The organism is Enterococcus pseudoavium NBRC 100491 (genome assembly GCF_001544295.1).
GTDB lineage: Bacteria > Bacillota > Bacilli > Lactobacillales > Enterococcaceae > Enterococcus_A > Enterococcus_A pseudoavium.
Genome location: NZ_BCQF01000015.1, coordinates 51,837 through 68,112, shown reverse-complemented (window position 1 = coordinate 68,112; position 16,276 = coordinate 51,837). Strand labels below are relative to the sequence as shown.

Sequence of the window (16,276 nt, the reverse complement as noted above, 5' to 3'; positions counted from 1 at the left end):
GGCAAAAAAATGTCCAGAGTGTGGTTACGCCACTACGGGAAAAAAATACTCGCGATGGAAAAATTTACAATTGTACTAACCCTGAATGTAATTACCGTCGCCGTAAAGATCCCAAGGTCTCCAACCATCGCTGTCCACAGTGATCACCGTAAAATGGAGATCATCGATGGCAAGAATGGCTCATACTTCCGCTGTAAATACGATGGAACGACAGAAAAAATGTTAGACAAAAAAGAACGTTCGAAAAAAATGACGAAACATGAAGAACGGCGGCTATTAAAAAAAGTCAACAGTCAAGAAGAACCACAGGAAAGTCCTTTAGCCGCAGCTTTAAAAGCCGCGCTGAAAGAGCAAGACTAAACGTAACGGGCTATGATATAAAAAGATGACTTCACTTTCCAAATGGAAAGCTGAAGTCATCTTTTTTTGTTGGTGTAATAACTTTTTTAGGAAATTTTTGCTAGTGGTTCGTGGCTTTTTTCATACTTTCTTTTTGCAGCGAGTAATAATGTCTCAAGCTCTGAAGGGGTGTTAGTCTGATAACGTTCAAAATCAAGGATCAAGGTATAGATTTCTCTAAAGTCCCCTTGGACCATTTGACTAATAGGTAAACGATAATAAAGCGTAAAGAGCTTTTTAGTGAGCGAAGGATGTTCAAAAACAAATTTTTGTCCTTTGGGCAGAATCTCATGTCCTGCCGCAGCTAAAAGATCAAAACCTTCTTTGAATGAGTCTGCTAGGGTAGAAAGATCTCCACTTTTTCGGATCGTTTCAGCTGAAAAATCATAAAGGTATTCAAACGAGTTTTGAATCATAATCATAGTCGCATGATTTGTTAGCCAATCATCTAATTTTGGATCATAATGCCACACATAATTTGTATGCTTGAATACCCGATCTAAAATAGGTGCAATTGCGAAGTTTTCGTGTAGTGAACCGATTTTCATCTGCCCTTTGCCAAAGCGCAAAACAGAAAGACCTTTTTCAGTATTAGTTCCACCAGTCATTTGAAAACCAAAATAAATATCTTTTGGTAGGCGGCTTTTTTCCTGCAGTTTTTTTTCTAAGCGAGCGGCATCGATTTGATTGCCGATAAACAGAATGGTTGAGCTGCAGTTTTGAGCTAGCGGGTCAAGGACCGCTGGAAAATCACTGTACTTCATCGTTACAAAGATCAAATCATAGAATTCATCTGGTTGAAGGGTTTCGATAACATGGACAGGATCTTTTGTGTGCTTGTGCTGAATGACGTGATGTAAGACCAAGCCTCTTTCTAGTAGTTCCTTTTTTCTTTTGCCACGAGCTAGTAGGGTGACTTGATTATTTCCTTTAATGAGGGAGTGAGCCAAGTAGCTACCTTGGATTCCGGCACCGTAAATTAAAATTTTCATATTCTTCCTTTTTTCGAAATCAACAGGTGTTGATTAATCAACTTATGATCATTATAATAGAAGAGGATTGTAAGCTTTTCAATCAACAGATTGTTATTTTTGTTGATAATTGAACAGAAATCAAAAAATGATCGGAGCTTGGAGATGGATCGACGGAAACGCAAAACGCAAAAATCAATTACTGCAGTCTTTTATCAACTTTTACAACAAAAAAGTTACGAAGAAATATCTGTAAGTCAAATCTGTCAAGTGGCGGACATTAATCGAGGGACATTCTATCTGCATTTTATTGATAAGGATGATTTGTTGGAACAAAGTATTACACATGAAATGGAAAAGTTAGTGGCTTATTGTGAGGCAAATGATGGCACGAGTGAGCAGGGCAAGCTAGAAAAGACCTTTGAATATATTGCCGCCCACCGTGGTTCATTGCGTCGCTTACTGGCAGCTGATAAACAAGGTTTCTTTGCGCAATTTCAAATGAATTATTTTAAAGCGCAATTGACGAACTATTCACCCTTAACAAGTATCTTTTTTGCCCATGGACTGGTTGGCTTATTAGAGCATTATTTACTGAATGATGTTTCTGAAAAAGAAATCGCACTGGAGCTGGAAAAAATAACCCATGCGTTTCAAGAACAGGCATAGATATTACGATAGAAATAATTAGTAGAAATGGAAAAAGAAAAGGGTTACAACGTAAATGGTTTATACCATTTCGGGAGGGATTTTTTTGAAGTCAAGAAAAGATGAAGTATTAGAGGCGTTAAGCGCAAATCCTAACGAACTGACGGCACAAGAATTGGCTGATCAATTAGGGGTTGATCGGACGAATATCAGCCGCTATTTGAATGAATTAACAAAAGACGGGGCAGTGAAAAAAATTGATGGCCGTCCGGTGAAATTTCAAATCGCAACAGTATCAGCTGAAAAATATATAAATTTTGATAACTTAATTGGTCGCGAAGACTCATTGAAGAGTCAGATTCAAAAATCAAAAGCGGCTATTTTATACCCGCCGCGAGGGTTACATACAATTATTTTCGGTGAGACGGGGACAGGAAAGACGATGTTCGCAGAGTGTATGTATCGTTTCGCTGTATCGGCCAATATCTTAGCTGAAAGTGCGCCGTTTATTACTTTTAACTGTGCCGATTATGCTCAAAATCCGCAGCTCCTTTATGGTCATATCTTTGGTGTGAAGCGAGGAGCTTTTACCGGTGCGGAAGAAAACCGGGAAGGCTTGATGGAAAAAGCCGATGGAGGGATTTTATTTCTCGATGAGATCCATCGTTTGCCACCGGAAGGTCAAGAAATGCTCTTCACCTTCATTGATAAGGGAACCTTTCGTTCATTAGGCGATGGGCAGGAAAAACAGGCGTCAGTTCAAATTATCGGTGCTACGACCGAAACAAGTTCGACGTTTCTATCAACTTTTAATCGTCGGATCCCAATGCAAATCGAGTTGCCTTCTTTAGCTGAGCGTTCTTTGGATGAGCGTTTAGCAATCATCAAAGAGTTCTTACAGCAAGAAGCCAATCGGTTAGTTCAAGAAATTGCGATCGATAAGCGCAGTTTATTGGCTTTTTTACTTTATCATGCTGAAGGAAACATTGGACAGTTGAAACGTGATTTGAAATTGGTTTGCGCGAAAGCCTTTCTTCATTATCAAACGAGTGATGATTCAGAAAAATTAATGATTGTAGAAGAAGATTTACCTTTGGTTGTCCAAAAAGGACTGCTGCGGATCAACGAAGTCCAAGATATGCTGAAACCATTTTTGGACAAAAAAAATCTTTATTTGACCTTGAAACCCGGTACTGAAGAAGTCGTTTGGGGACAAGATCCTAATAAAGATATGGAAGTCTATAATTCCATTACGTATAAGCTTGAAAAATTGGGACGGGAAAATTTGTCAGAGATTGATCTAGAAGAATTGATTTCAGATGATGTAGATCAATATTTTGAAACCTATGTGGAGGAACTTTCCCATACGAATGTTTATCAGGAAATTATTTCGGATGACCTTTGGCAGCTAGTCAATGAATTATATGATTTTGCCGCAAAACAATTACAGCGGGACTATGATGAAAAGGTTCGTTTTGCTTTTGCTTTACACATTAATTCCACGATTGAACGGATTCGGGGCAATCAATTTATCTCACACCCCAATTTGAATGATATCCGGCGGAATTATTCAAAAGAATTTCAATTGGCGATTGAATTTTCTAATCAGATCGAAGAAGCCTATAATATTATGATTCCTTTAGACGAAATCGGTTTTATTACAATGTTTTTGACGATGGATAACCATGAAGCCCAGAAAATTGATGAACGGCAAGTTGCAGTCTTTGTCGTGATGCACGGGAAATCAACGGCATCTAGTATGTTAGAAACCGTCCAAGAGCTTTTAGGCACGACTAAAGGAATTGCCTTTAACATGCCCTTGACGCTAAAAACAGAAGCGATGTACGGTCAAATTAAAAATTATATCCAAGCAAAAAGAGCAGAGTTTACTGAAGGAATCATTCTGTTAACAGATATGGGTTCACCTAATAACTTTGGTAATTTGATCTTTCACGAAATGGGTATCCGGACACGGGTGATCTCAATGGCTAGTACGATGTTAGTCCTAGAAAGTTTACGCTTGGCAACGTTGGGGCGGTCACTTGAAGAAATTTACAGCAGTGTAATCTCGATGTTTCAAACGCTGGTTCGTTTAGAGGAACCCACTAAAAAAGATGAGAAGAAAGTCATTATTGTTGCTTGTTTTACCGGAGAAGGTGTCTCGAAGCGATTGAATGAAGTGGTTTCTCAGATTGTCAACTTGGAGGAGTTTGAAGTGATCCAAATGCAATCGTTGGAACGTGAAAGCTTTAAGCATCGGATCGATCAGATAATTACCCATAAAGATATTGTGGCGATTGTTGGCACCATGGAGATTCATTATCAAAAAATTCCGTTTGTTCCGGCCATGAATTTATTTAAACGAGATAAAATCTTAGAATTTCAAGATTTATTAGGCAGCACACTTACTTTGCCAGAGATGGCAGACTCGCTAACGAAAAACTTTTCACCAGAGTTAGATGTCAAATTATTATTCTTATTGATTGATGACGTGTTGCAGTCGATCCGTAAAGAACAAGAAATGATCATTGAGAATACGGCATTGCAGGCCTTGAGTGTTCACATCGCTTTTTTAGTAGATAAGATTAAGAAAAATGAAGCGCGACCAGCTTTTGAGAACGTCAAATATTTTCATCAGCAACATCAGCTGCGCTTCAATCAAACTGCTGCTGATTTAGCGTTGCTTGAAAAACAATTCGAGCTTCGGTTCACGGAAGACGATATTGCTTATATTGTAAAAACCCTTGAAGATAACCGAATCGAACTAGGATTGCACAGTGTGTAATCCTAGTTTTTTTGTGTGTAATTTGAAAACCTTATCATGACGGCGTCTGTGTATCGAAAAAGTTGGCACGATAGTTGCTTTATATAAAGTGTACAATAAAAAAATGAGGAGTGTTCACTATGAAAAGAATTATGTTAGTTTGTGCAGCAGGCATGAGCACGAGTTTATTAGTAACTAAAATGGAAAAAGCAGCAGAAGCAGAAGGCTTAGAATCAGAAATCTTTGCCGTATCCGCTTCAGAAGCTGATTCAAAATTAGAAGATGCAAGCAAGCCAGTTGATGTTTTATTATTAGGCCCACAAGTTCGTTTCATGAAAGGTCAATTTGAAACAAAATTAGCTGATAAAGGAATTCCAGTTGCTGTTATCGATATGAAAGATTATGGCATGATGAATGGCGAGGCTGTGTTAAAAACAGCGCTTGATCTGATGAAATAAGGAGACAAACTAATGAGCGAAACAATGAGTCAAGAACAATTAGAAGCAGTAATGGGATTGATCATCAATGCCGGCAATGCAAAGAGCGATGCAATGGAAGCGATTCAAGCGGCTAAAGCCGGCGATTTTGCCTTAGCGGAAGAAAAATTAAGCACAGCTGACCAATCTTTGGTTGAAGCGCATCATTCTCAAACAGGCTTATTAACAGAAGAAGCAAGCGGAAATCCGATGACTGTGACTCTGTTAGCTGTTCATAGCCAAGATCATTTAATGACGAGCATCACGTTCAATGATATGGCGAAAGAAGTCGTTGAGCTGTACAAACGTATGGGGAATGAATAGGAAGTGATTTCATGAAACTCGTTCGTGATCACCAATCGTTGAAAGCGATCACAGGTTTAATTGAATATGCTTTTATGAAACAGCAACCAATCATCGATGATCCACTTTTTTTATCTCGTTATGCTCATGCAGATGCTTATGGTGTTTATCAAGGTGAGGACTTGACAAATTTGGTCATGGCGAATCATTTTGAGATTCAATTTTTCCAACAAAGAGTCAAAATGGCTGGTGTGGGTTATGTCGCTAGTTACCCAGAATATCGTGGTAAGGGCGGAATCAGCAGTATTATGACGGAACTTTTAAAAGATCTTCATACACAAGGTGTCGCCGTTTCGCAATTGGCCCCTTTTTCCGAAGATTTTTACCGGCAATTTGGTTATGAACCCACCAGCCGTAGAAAAGTCTACCGCATACCAGCGCTAGCCTTTAATTATTTGACAAGTGAAAGAAAGGGGACGATTAAACGCGGAACCTGGCAGCAGATGAAGACAATCATCCAACCGATTTATCAAAAATTATTAAAGCAACAGGTTGGTACAGTTGTACGAGAAGACTGGTGGTGGGAGCGTCTAAATGAATATTATCCACACCGTTTTTATGCGATTGCCTTTGATGAAGCTGGTATAGCAAAAGGATATATTATTTATCGCATGCAAGGCAGCAGATTGTTAATCGATGAGCTCGCCTATCAAGATGATTTTGCATTACGCAAACTACTAACTTACATGAAATCCCATGTCTCATCCTTTGAAGAATTTCTTTATTACGGACCGGTTCACGAATTACTTGAAAAACATTTTCGTGAGCAAGAACAACTTTCGATTACTTTGGAACCGTATATGATGAGTCGTATTATTGACATCGAGCAATTATTACCAAATATTCCGTTTTACCAAGAAGAAATTATTATTGAAGTAACTGATGATAAGGAATGTCCTTGGAATGTTGGCAGCTGGCTAATTAGTCAAGGAACATGTAAAAAAGTAGCACAAGCAGGTGATTTGAAAGCATCGATTCACGGGTGGAGTGAATTGTTATTAGGAGAATTAACTTTAGCTGAGGGACTCTTCCTTGGTAAAGTTACAGCCACGAAAGATGTTGGAGCTGAACTTTTTCCTAAAGGACGACAGAGCTTTTATGATTATTTTTAAAGTAGGGAATTTATAATTTACAACAAATTAGGAGGAACATAAAAGATGGATAGATTTATTAATTTTATGGAAAAACATTTTATCCCGCATGCATCAAAAATCGGTAATCAGCGGCACTTGATCGCTATTCGGGATGCCTTTACAGTAACCATGCCGTTAATGATTTTAGGGGCACTAGCGGTAATGTTAAACAACTTACCGATTCCGGCTTTCCAAAATTTCATGAATGGAATTTTTGGTGGTGAAGCGTGGAAAGGCTTTGGCGGAGCAGTTTGGAACGGAACTTTTGGTGTTCTTTCGGTATTTATCGCATTTTTAGTAGCCTATAACTTGGCTCATCACTATGGCAAAGATCCAATTGGAACTGGGATTGTTTCTGTCGCTTCTTTCTTCACTTTAGGCGCAGCAACTAGCGGAATGAACTCATCTGGTTTATTTGTAGCCTTAATCGTTGGGATCATTGTTGCAGAAGTCTTTACTCGTTTAGTTGGCAATGAAAAATTAGTCATCAAAATGCCTGATGGTGTACCACCAGCAGTTGCGCGTTCATTTGCTTCTTTATTCCCAGCTATGATCACTGTTTCAATTTTTGGTTTAATCGCTGCAATTATTGCTGGATTTGGTGTAGAAGATATGTTTGCGGCCTTTTATGGAGCGGTTCAAGAACCATTCATGGGCTTAGCAAATTCTTACGGCTCAGCATTATTGATCGCATTTATTACACCATTCTTATGGTTCTTCGGGTTACATGGTGCCAACATGATCGACCCATTCATGCAAGCAATCAATGCACCAGCGATTGAAGCAAACAATGCAGCACTTTCTGCTGGTAAAGCAGCTCCTTATATCGTAAACAAACCATTCATCGATTCATTCGTAAACATGGGTGGTACTGGGGTGACAATTGGTTTAATCATCGCGATCTACTTAGTTGGTCGTAAAAACAAACCATTTATGGTTGTAAATAACTTAGCCGCAGCACCGGGTATCTTCAATATCAATGAGCCATTGATGTTTGGTCTGCCTTTAGTGTTGAATCCGATCATGTTCATTCCATTTATCTTGACACCGATGATCTGTGTGACAACTGCGTACTTTGCAACTAGCTTCGGCTGGGTGCCGGCAGCAACGGTTATGCCACCGTGGGTAACACCACCAATTATCGGTGGATTCTTAGCAACACAAAGCTTCTCAGGTGCGATTTTAGCCGCAGTTAACTTAGTTATCTCAATCGTTATGTACGTACCATTCGTATCATTAGCAACAAGACAAGAATTGAAAAAAGTTAATGAAGCTTAATTGATAGACAAATAGGGGTTATGGATCACTTGATCCCTAACCCCTTAAACGTTATGCCCTAAAACGAATTAGGCAGCTCTTTTGCTTTTTGTCCCTATAATGTATTAAAACAATAAATCTTTTAAAACAAGGAGAACTACAATGAAAACTTTTCCAAAAAATTTCTGGTGGGGCGCTGCCACTTCCGGACCACAAAGTGAAGGACGCTTCAACAAAAAACATGCCAATGTCTTTGATTATCATTATGAAATCGAACCGGAGAAATTTCACAATCAGGTAGGACCAGATACGGCATCAAATTTTTATAACAGCTATAAAGAAGATATCAAAATGATGCGTTCAATCGGCATGAATAGCTTAAGGACCAGCATCCAATGGAGCCGTTTAATTGATGATTTAGAAACGAATACGGTCAATCAAGATGCGGTGGATTTTTATAACAATGTCATCGATACGATGATAGCCGAAGGGATGACTCCGGTAATGAATCTCCATCACTTTGATTTGCCAGTGGAATTGTATGATAAATTCGGTGGCTGGGAATCGAAAAAAGTGGTGGATTTATATGTTGGCTTTGCGGAAAAATGTTTTGAACTATTTGGTGACCGAGTAAAATTCTGGGCGACGCATAATGAACCAATGGTCGTGGTAGAAGGTGAGTATTTATTCCAATTCCATTATCCCAATATTGTTAATGGGAAAAAAGCGGTACAAGTAGCGTACAATCTAAACTTGGCTTCAGCTAAAGCCATTCAAGCCTTCCGCCAATTAAATATTTCAGATGCGCAAATCGGAACGATTTTAAATCTGACCCCAACCTATGCAGCCTCTGAGGCACCGGAAGATCAAGAAGCGGCTCGGATTGCTGAACTGTGGAACAATAAGATGTTCTTAGAACCCGCCGTTTATGGTCATTTCCCAGCTGAATTGGAAGAATTATTAACGAAAGACAAGGTTTTATGGGAAACAACGGACGAAGAAAAAGCAATCTTGAAGAACAATACCGTTGATTTCCTAGGGGTGAATTTCTACCATCCTAACCGAGTCAAAGCGCCGGATGTGGCACCAAATTCTGTCGGTGAATGGATGCCGGATCGTTATTACGACGCTTATGATATGCCTGGCCGTCGCGTAAACTTAGACCGTGGCTGGGAGATTTATCCGAAAGCACTTTATGATATCGCAGTGAATATCAAAGAAAATTATAAAAATATTCCATGGTACGTCTCTGAAAATGGGATGGGTGTTTCAAATGAAGATCGCTTCAAAAATTCTGAAGGTATGATTGAAGACGATTATCGGATTGATTTTGTGCAAGAACATTTAGAATGGCTGCATAAAGGAATCGAAGAAGGCTCCAACTGTTTTGGCTATCATATGTGGACGCCGATTGATTGCTGGTCGTGGTTAAATGCCTACAAGAATCGTTATGGCTTCATTTCCAATAATATCCATACGCAAATCAAAACGATCAAGAAATCTGGTCACTGGTTCAAAGAAGTAACAGAAAGAAACGGTTTAGAAGATTAAATCTAAAGGCTGTCAGTTCTTATTCTTGCTCAAACAAGATTAGAAGAATGGTATGTGTAAGAGAATTTTTTGGAAAAAAACATTGCTATAAAACTATATTACGAGGAGGAAAATAATGAAACGTGAACTAGGTATTTCGGTCTATCCCGATCATAGTGATCCGCAGGCGGATCGTGATTACATCAAAAAGGCGGCAGAACTAGGTTATTCTAGAATTTTTATGAGTATGCTGGAAGTAACGGAGGGCAAAGAAAAAGTCAGTGAAAAATTTGGTAGTATTATCCATTACGCGAAGGATCTGGGATTTGAAACTGTCTTAGATATCGCCCCCTCGATTTTTGATGACTTAGGTATTTCTTATGATGATTTGAGTTTCTTTGCAGAGCTTGGTGCAGAAGGAATTCGTTTGGATGAAGGCTTTGACGGAAATAAAGAGGCAATGCTGAGTTATAATCCTGAAGGCTTGGCAATCGAGCTGAATATGAGCAACAATGTCGCATACTTAGATAATATTTTATCTTATGAAGCGAATGAGCCCTTCATTTACGGCTGCCATAACTTTTATCCGCAAGAAGGTTCAGCTCTGCCTTATGATTTCTTTATCAGCTGCAGTGAGCGTTTTAAAGGGCAGGGAATTAAAACCGCAGCTTTTATTACTAGCCATGCGGCGGAATATGGGCCGTGGGATGTTAATGACGGACTGCCGACTTTAGAAATGCATCGTCATTTGCCGATTGATTTGCAGGCACGTCATATGTTTGCGACGGGGCTAATTGATACGGTAATTATCGGAAATGCTTATGCCTCAGATGAAGAATTGGAAAAAGTAGCGGCAGTGGATCGTTACAAAGTAAGCTTAGGGATTGATTTTGTGCCGCAAGCAACGGAAATTGAGCGTAAGATCGTTGCTTATCCAAAACACTTCCGCCGCGGTGATATTACTGCTACTGCTGTTCGTTCAACCATGGTTCGGGTAAAATATGCCGATGTCGCAAATCCTGTTCACGACAACACGCAAGAATTTCAAATTGGCGATGTCGTAGTTGGTAATGATGAATTTGGTAAATACAAGAATGAACTACAAATCATTTTGGAACCCCATAGCGATTCACGAAAAAATTTAGTTGGTAAAATTCCGCAAGAAGGACTGATTATGTTGGATTTTCTGAAGCCATGGACGAAATTCCAATTCGTTCCTAAAAATTAAATTTGAGATTGATGATAAAAAGATGAAGATTCCTTGTTGACAAACGGGTTAAAGGCGTGTAAAGTGTGATTTAACTTAATCAAACGACAATGAAAAGAAGAGTAGCGATTCATTTGTTCTCAGAGAGTCTCTGGTAGGTGAGAAGGGACAACAATGTTTTGTGAACCACATCTTTGAGTCGATCAGCTGAAGGCAGTAGGTTGATCCGGGAGAGCCCGTTATCGCAGAGGTCAGATTGACCAGTTGAGATCGTTCGTTGTGAGACGACGATGAAAAAAGGTGGAACCACGTAATTACGTCCTTTAGCCCTAGCGGCTAAAGGACTTTTTTTATTTTACCTACTGAAAAATGCTGACCCGTAGAGGTTCTTTTTGTGAAAAAAGGACAAAACTGAGGTGGAACCGCGTATTCAACGCCCTCTGGTAGAGATACCAGAGGGCGTTTTTTGCTAGTTTAACTTTTTCGTTTCTTGAAAAAGTTAACGGATTAAAACAAATTAGCGGTCAGTTGTTAGTAAAAAAATGAAAAACTAATTGCTACCAGCAAAGTCTATCTCTACTAGAAAAAAGTCACGATTAAGAACCTTCGAAAGGCCGTACAACTTTCGAAAAAATGGAGGGATATTGGAATGAATTATTTGATCGAGGTCATGCCGCAATTACTACAAGGAGCAACGATCACACTGAAATTATTTGCTTTTACGATATTAGGCTCATTGCCGCTGGGAATTTTATTATCATTCGGCTTGGCGAGTAAGTTTAAACCACTGCAATGGATCTTGCGTTTTTATGTTTGGATCATGCGGGGAACCCCACTGTTATTGCAATTGATTTTTGTCTTTTATGGGTTACCGTTGATTGGAATTATTTTTGATCGTTTTGATGCCGCCCTCTTTGCCTTTGTCTTGAACTACGCCGCTTATTATGCAGAAATCTTCCGCGGCGGAATTCAATCAATTCCGGTTGGGCAATACGAAGCATCAAAAGTGATCGGGTTAACGCCTGTTCAAACGATCACGCGAATCATCATTCCCCAAGTAGTCAAAATCGTTTTACCGTCAGTCGGCAACGAAGTGATCAACTTAGTAAAAGACACGTCGCTAGTATATATTCTCGGCTTATCCGATGTGATGCGAGCTGGGAAGATCGCGATGGAGCGGGATACGACCTTACTTCCGTTATTTGGAGTAGCGATTATTTACTTAGCGCTGACGGGAGTTACGTCAGTTATCTTGAAACAATTAGAAAATCGTTTAAATTATTATCGTTAGGCAGGTGGAAAAAATGATCGAATTAAAAAATGTGAACAAATCATTCGGCAGTAAAAAAGTCATCAATAATTTGGATTTAGTCATTCCTGAAGGACAGATCTTAGCGATCGTTGGACCGTCTGGCGGTGGAAAGACAACTTTATTAAGAACCTTGGCTGGATTAGAGACGGCCGATAGCGGCACCTTTTTACTAGATGGCCAACCCTTTGATCCGACGGGCTCGAAAGAACAGGAGCAAGTTGTTGGGGTAGTTTTCCAAGATTTTCAATTGTTTCCCCATTTAAGTGTCTTGGACAATATCACGATTGGCCCACGCTTAGTCTTGAAACAGTCTAAAGAAACGTATTTGAATAAGGCTGAACATTTAGCCAAACTTTTAGGAATCGAAGAATTATTGAGTAATTATCCTTACCAATTATCTGGTGGACAAAAACAACGGCTAGCGATTGCACGGGCGATGGCGATGAATCCAAAAGTGTTGGCTTATGATGAACCAACCAGTGCGTTAGATCCAGCTTTGAGACAACAGGTTGCAAGTTTGATCCTGGAGTTAAAAGCAGATGGCGTTACCCAAATCGTCGTCACCCATGATTTAGTTTTTGCAGAAGAAATCGGAGATAAGGTCCTGAAGGTGGAACCGATTAAATAAAGGGTGTTTAGCTATTAGTTAGCTATTAAATAAAAAATACTAGGAGGAGTAATGATGAAATTAAGAAAATTGGTATTGGGCATGGCGGCGGTATTGACTTTGGTATCATTGGCAGCTTGTGGGAAGAAAGAAGCCAGCGGTGACGACAGCTGGAAAACGATCGAAAAGGATCAAAAGGTGACGATCGGCTTAGATGATACCTTTGTTCCAATGGGCTTTAAAGATGAAGATGGAAAAATCGTCGGTTTTGATGTTGATTTAGCCAAAGCCGTTTTTGATCAATATGATGTCAAGGCAGATTTTCAACCAATCGATTGGTCAATGAAGGAAAATGAATTGGAAAATGGTACGATTGATTTGATTTGGAATGGTTACACCGTAACTGAATCACGGAAAAAGAAGGTACTATTCAGCAATCCTTATGCGCAAAATGAACAAGTTTTAGTCACTAAAAAAGATAGCGGCATTACGAGTGCAGAAGCGATGAAAGGCAAAATCTTAGGAGCTCAAGAAGGCTCTTCAGGGTACGAAGCTTTCGGGAATGAACCAAAGATGTTGAAAGATATCGTCAAAGACAACGATGCTACGCTGTATGCTAGTTTCAATGAAGCAATGATCGATTTAGAAAATGGTCGAATCAATGGGCTATTGATCGATAAAGTCTATGCCGATTACTATTTGAAACAAGCGAATAAATTAGATAAATACACGATTTCAAGTGTTGGATTTAAAAATGAGAATTTTGCAGTTGGTGCCCGTAAAGGTGATAAAGAATTAGTGCAGAAAATCAACAGTGCTTTCAAAGAGTTACAAGAAAATGGCAAATATGCCGAAATCTCGCAAAAATGGTTTGGTGAAGAATTGACCTTGCCTAAAGAATAGCGAAAAGGTGTAGCGCTAAGCTTCAATTAGACCTCAATCAAAGTGATTTGTAGGGATTAATTTCCTAGTCAGAAAGAAAAGGCGGACAAAACTTTTGTTCGCCTTCTTTTTTTTGTATAATGGTACAGAATGAAAAGAGGGATAACATGGCGCAGAAAAAGCGTACAAAGAAAAAAAGAAAAACGAAAAAGCAAAAACAACTGCAAGAACAGCGCCTAATTATCGGATTAGGACTTTTATTTATTTTATTCTCGGTTTTCGCTTTATTTAAATTAGGTTTCTTAGGGAATCTAATTGCCAACGTTTTGCGATTAGTTGGCGGCAATACGTATCAATTTTTAGCTGTATTATTAGGTATTTATGGTGCATTGCTAGTAGCGAAAAATACGAAACTACGTTTGACGAAACCACGACGCTTTGCAGGGATGGGGATTTTCTATTTAGGAATTTTAATGATCTTACATGCCCGTCTATTTGCTAACGTTGAGAGCAAAGATCCTAATATTTTGAAAACGACGTGGGATTTGTTAATGACGGACTTTTTAGGAAATCAGATCACCCAAAATGTCGGTGGTGGGATGCTCGGTGGCGGGTTATATAATTTGACCCACTTCTTAGTTTCGCAAGTTGGGAGTTATTTGATCGCTATTCTATTTTTGATTTTAGGAGTCTTTTTATTTAGTCAATTAGAATTTAATCAGGTCATCGATTATTTAAGTAATTTTGTTGACCAGTTGCAGGAAAAATTTTCGGAATCGGATGAGAAAAAAGCACTGAAAGCAGAGAAAAAAGCTGAGCGACAAGCACAAAGGGCCCAAGCAAAGGCGGAAAAACAAGCAGCTGAAAAAGAAAAATTGGAAGCTGAATTGGCTGAGCGAGAGAAAAATCGGGTTCGCTCCTTGACTGCCGGTGAAAAATTGGCTAAAGAAAGTCAAGAACCTGTAAGCCAAGAGCCCGAACAAATGACTCTGGTACCAATCGAAGGCTTCCAAGAAAAGGTAGAACCGACCAGTTCAGCGCAACTAAAAGCTAAACCAGCGTTTGCTGAAGAAGAGGAACCGGAAGATCCAGGTGATTTGGAATTTGAAATTAGTGCAGAACCGGAAGATCATGATTATCAATTGCCGACTTCCACGTTACTAGATTCAATTCCGGCAACGGATCAAAGTGATGAATACCAAAAGATTGAACAAAATATCAAAGTTCTGGAAAAAACCTTCAACAGTTTTGGGGTGGATGCTAAAGTTGTCAAAGCTAGCTTAGGCCCATCGGTAACCAAATTTGAAGTTCAGCCAGCCGTTGGTGTCAAAGTCAGCAAAATCGTTAATTTGACCGATGACATCGCCTTGGCTTTGGCAGCCAAGGATGTACGGATGGAAGCGCCGATTCCTGGTAAATCTTTAATCGGAATTGAAGTGCCCAACAGTACAATCAGTACCGTGTCTTTCCGTGATATCATTGAAGCGCAGCCTAATCATCCAGATAAATTATTGGAAGTACCTTTAGGGCGGGATATTTCGGGGATCGTCCGGACAGCTGATTTAACGAAAATGCCTCATTTATTGATTGCTGGTTCAACTGGTAGTGGGAAATCGGTGGCTATTAATGTAATCATTACAAGTATTTTAATGCGGGCAAAACCGAATGAAGTGAAATTGATGATGATCGATCCGAAAATGGTGGAATTAAACGTCTATAATGGGATCCCTCATCTATTGACACCCGTCGTGACGAATCCACGAAAAGCAGCGCAAGCTTTACAAAAAGTGGTCCAAGAAATGGAAGAGCGTTACGAAAAGTTCGCTGCAACAGGTGTCCGAAACATTTCTGGCTTCAATGAATTAGTGATTCAGAAAAATTTAGAAGATGGTCAAAATCGACCAATCTTGCCGTTTATTGTCGTAATTGTCGATGAGTTGGCCGATTTGATGATGGTGGCAAGTAACGAAGTGGAAGATGCCATTATCCGTTTGGCTCAGATGGCACGGGCAGCTGGGATTCATATGATTCTGGCGACCCAACGTCCCAGTGTCGATGTCATTACCGGAATCATCAAAGCCAATGTGCCGTCACGAATCGCGTTTGCGGTTTCCAGCGGAACGGATTCACGGACGATTATTGACAGCAACGGAGCAGAAAAACTTTTAGGTCGCGGAGATATGCTGTTCTTGCCGATGGGTGAGAATAAACCAATTCGTGTTCAAGGCGCTTTTATCTCTGATCACGAGGTAGAACGAGTAGTAGAATTCGTCTCTGATCAGCAAGAAGCTCATTATGAAGAAAAAATGATGCCGACTGAAGAAACAACCTCTTCGCCATCAGAAACACCGCAAGATGAACTATACGAAGAAGCTAAAGCATTAGTAGTCGAAATGCAAACGGCCAGTATTTCATTATTGCAACGCCGTTTTCGGATTGGGTATAATCGAGCGGCTCGAATTGTCGATGAATTAGAGGAACGTGGAGTAATCGGCCCTTCAACAGGCAGCAAACCACGAGAAGTACTCATTGAAAAAGCGGAAGAAGAACCGGAAAATCCGTTGGAAGACTGATAAAAGTCTAAGCTTTGCCATTTTGGCAAAGCTTTTTTCTTTTGGATTAATTGCACATATGTGCAAATTAGAAGTCGATTTTTTATTTGAAATGTGAATCAAAAAATGTATATTTTCCTAATCGTCAATTTGAAAAAGCTATAATTTCGGGCTT

General features: G+C 39.6%; 13 protein-coding genes, 1 pseudogene and 1 other annotated feature. Of the genes and pseudogenes, 13 read left to right on the top strand and 1 reads right to left on the bottom strand.

What is annotated here, in order from left to right:
• Positions 1–360: pseudogene (locus EP1_RS08515) on the top strand (DNA topoisomerase III); the annotation flags it as partial.
• Positions 361–446: 86 nt separating this feature from the next.
• On the opposite strand, the gene EP1_RS08510 reads toward EP1_RS08515, so the two are convergent.
• The gene (locus tag EP1_RS08510) at positions 447–1,391 is read right to left on the bottom strand and encodes a ketopantoate reductase family protein (protein WP_067626415.1); all 945 of its coding nucleotides are present in this window, start codon (positions 1,389–1,391) and stop codon (positions 447–449) included.
• 144 nt (positions 1,392–1,535) lie between these two features.
• Here EP1_RS08510 and EP1_RS08505 point away from each other — a divergent pair, with 144 nt between their 5' ends.
• The 12 genes from EP1_RS08505 to EP1_RS08450 all read left to right on the top strand — a co-directional run bounded on the left by EP1_RS08505 (position 1,536) and on the right by EP1_RS08450 (position 16,122).
• Complete coding sequence (locus tag EP1_RS08505) at positions 1,536–2,039, top strand: TetR/AcrR family transcriptional regulator (RefSeq protein ID WP_067626428.1); 504 nt, start codon at positions 1,536–1,538, stop codon at positions 2,037–2,039.
• 85 nt (positions 2,040–2,124) lie between these two features.
• Positions 2,125–4,803: a sigma-54-dependent transcriptional regulator gene (locus EP1_RS08500; protein WP_067626413.1), complete on the top strand. Its 2,679-nt coding sequence runs from the start codon at positions 2,125–2,127 to the stop codon at positions 4,801–4,803.
• A 119-nt stretch (positions 4,804–4,922) separates the two neighbouring features.
• Positions 4,923–5,240 (top strand): PTS sugar transporter subunit IIB, encoded by a 318-nt coding sequence (locus EP1_RS08495; protein ID WP_067626410.1) that lies wholly within the window; start codon positions 4,923–4,925, stop codon positions 5,238–5,240.
• A 12-nt stretch (positions 5,241–5,252) separates the two neighbouring features.
• Complete coding sequence (locus tag EP1_RS08490) at positions 5,253–5,582, top strand: PTS lactose/cellobiose transporter subunit IIA (RefSeq protein ID WP_115873365.1); 330 nt, start codon at positions 5,253–5,255, stop codon at positions 5,580–5,582.
• Positions 5,583–5,593: 11 nt separating this feature from the next.
• Positions 5,594–6,733 carry a GNAT family N-acetyltransferase gene (locus EP1_RS08485; protein ID WP_067626408.1) on the top strand — a complete coding sequence of 380 codons (1,140 nt, stop codon included), beginning with the start codon at positions 5,594–5,596 and terminating at the stop codon, positions 6,731–6,733.
• A gap of 45 nt (positions 6,734–6,778) precedes the next feature.
• Complete coding sequence (locus tag EP1_RS08480; protein ID WP_067626407.1) at positions 6,779–8,032, top strand: PTS sugar transporter subunit IIC; 1,254 nt, start codon at positions 6,779–6,781, stop codon at positions 8,030–8,032.
• Between the two features lie 141 nt (positions 8,033–8,173).
• Positions 8,174–9,562 (top strand): glycoside hydrolase family 1 protein, encoded by a 1,389-nt coding sequence (locus tag EP1_RS08475; protein ID WP_067626405.1) that lies wholly within the window; start codon positions 8,174–8,176, stop codon positions 9,560–9,562.
• Between the two features lie 115 nt (positions 9,563–9,677).
• Positions 9,678–10,769 (top strand): DUF871 domain-containing protein, encoded by a 1,092-nt coding sequence (locus tag EP1_RS08470; RefSeq protein ID WP_067626403.1) that lies wholly within the window; start codon positions 9,678–9,680, stop codon positions 10,767–10,769.
• 80 nt (positions 10,770–10,849) lie between these two features.
• Positions 10,850–11,075 (top strand) — a binding site (T-box leader).
• Between the two features lie 322 nt (positions 11,076–11,397).
• Complete coding sequence (locus EP1_RS08465) at positions 11,398–12,039, top strand: amino acid ABC transporter permease (protein ID WP_067626401.1); 642 nt, start codon at positions 11,398–11,400, stop codon at positions 12,037–12,039.
• Between the two features lie 13 nt (positions 12,040–12,052).
• Complete coding sequence (locus EP1_RS08460) at positions 12,053–12,688, top strand: amino acid ABC transporter ATP-binding protein (protein ID WP_067626398.1); 636 nt, start codon at positions 12,053–12,055, stop codon at positions 12,686–12,688.
• A gap of 54 nt (positions 12,689–12,742) precedes the next feature.
• Positions 12,743–13,570, top strand: coding sequence for an amino acid ABC transporter substrate-binding protein (locus EP1_RS08455; RefSeq protein WP_067626395.1), 828 nt, complete (start codon positions 12,743–12,745; stop codon positions 13,568–13,570).
• 146 nt (positions 13,571–13,716) lie between these two features.
• Positions 13,717–16,122, top strand: a complete 2,406-nt coding sequence (locus EP1_RS08450; protein WP_067626392.1) for a DNA translocase FtsK — start codon at positions 13,717–13,719, stop codon at positions 16,120–16,122.
• Positions 16,123–16,276: the final 154 nt, after the last annotated feature.

Coding starts and splice junctions, on each gene's coding strand:
- EP1_RS08510 (WP_067626415.1), bottom strand. CDS start 1,391: ATGAAAATTTTAATTTACGGTGCCGGAATCCAAGGTAGCTACTTGGCT.
- EP1_RS08505 (WP_067626428.1), top strand. CDS start 1,536: ATGGATCGACGGAAACGCAAAACGCAAAAATCAATTACTGCAGTCTTT.
- EP1_RS08495 (WP_067626410.1), top strand. CDS start 4,923: ATGAAAAGAATTATGTTAGTTTGTGCAGCAGGCATGAGCACGAGTTTA.
- EP1_RS08490 (WP_115873365.1), top strand. CDS start 5,253: ATGAGCGAAACAATGAGTCAAGAACAATTAGAAGCAGTAATGGGATTG.
- EP1_RS08485 (WP_067626408.1), top strand. CDS start 5,594: ATGAAACTCGTTCGTGATCACCAATCGTTGAAAGCGATCACAGGTTTA.
- EP1_RS08480 (WP_067626407.1), top strand. CDS start 6,779: ATGGATAGATTTATTAATTTTATGGAAAAACATTTTATCCCGCATGCA.
- EP1_RS08475 (WP_067626405.1), top strand. CDS start 8,174: ATGAAAACTTTTCCAAAAAATTTCTGGTGGGGCGCTGCCACTTCCGGA.
- EP1_RS08470 (WP_067626403.1), top strand. CDS start 9,678: ATGAAACGTGAACTAGGTATTTCGGTCTATCCCGATCATAGTGATCCG.
- EP1_RS08465 (WP_067626401.1), top strand. CDS start 11,398: ATGAATTATTTGATCGAGGTCATGCCGCAATTACTACAAGGAGCAACG.
- EP1_RS08460 (WP_067626398.1), top strand. CDS start 12,053: ATGATCGAATTAAAAAATGTGAACAAATCATTCGGCAGTAAAAAAGTC.
- EP1_RS08455 (WP_067626395.1), top strand. CDS start 12,743: ATGAAATTAAGAAAATTGGTATTGGGCATGGCGGCGGTATTGACTTTG.
- EP1_RS08450 (WP_067626392.1), top strand. CDS start 13,717: ATGGCGCAGAAAAAGCGTACAAAGAAAAAAAGAAAAACGAAAAAGCAA.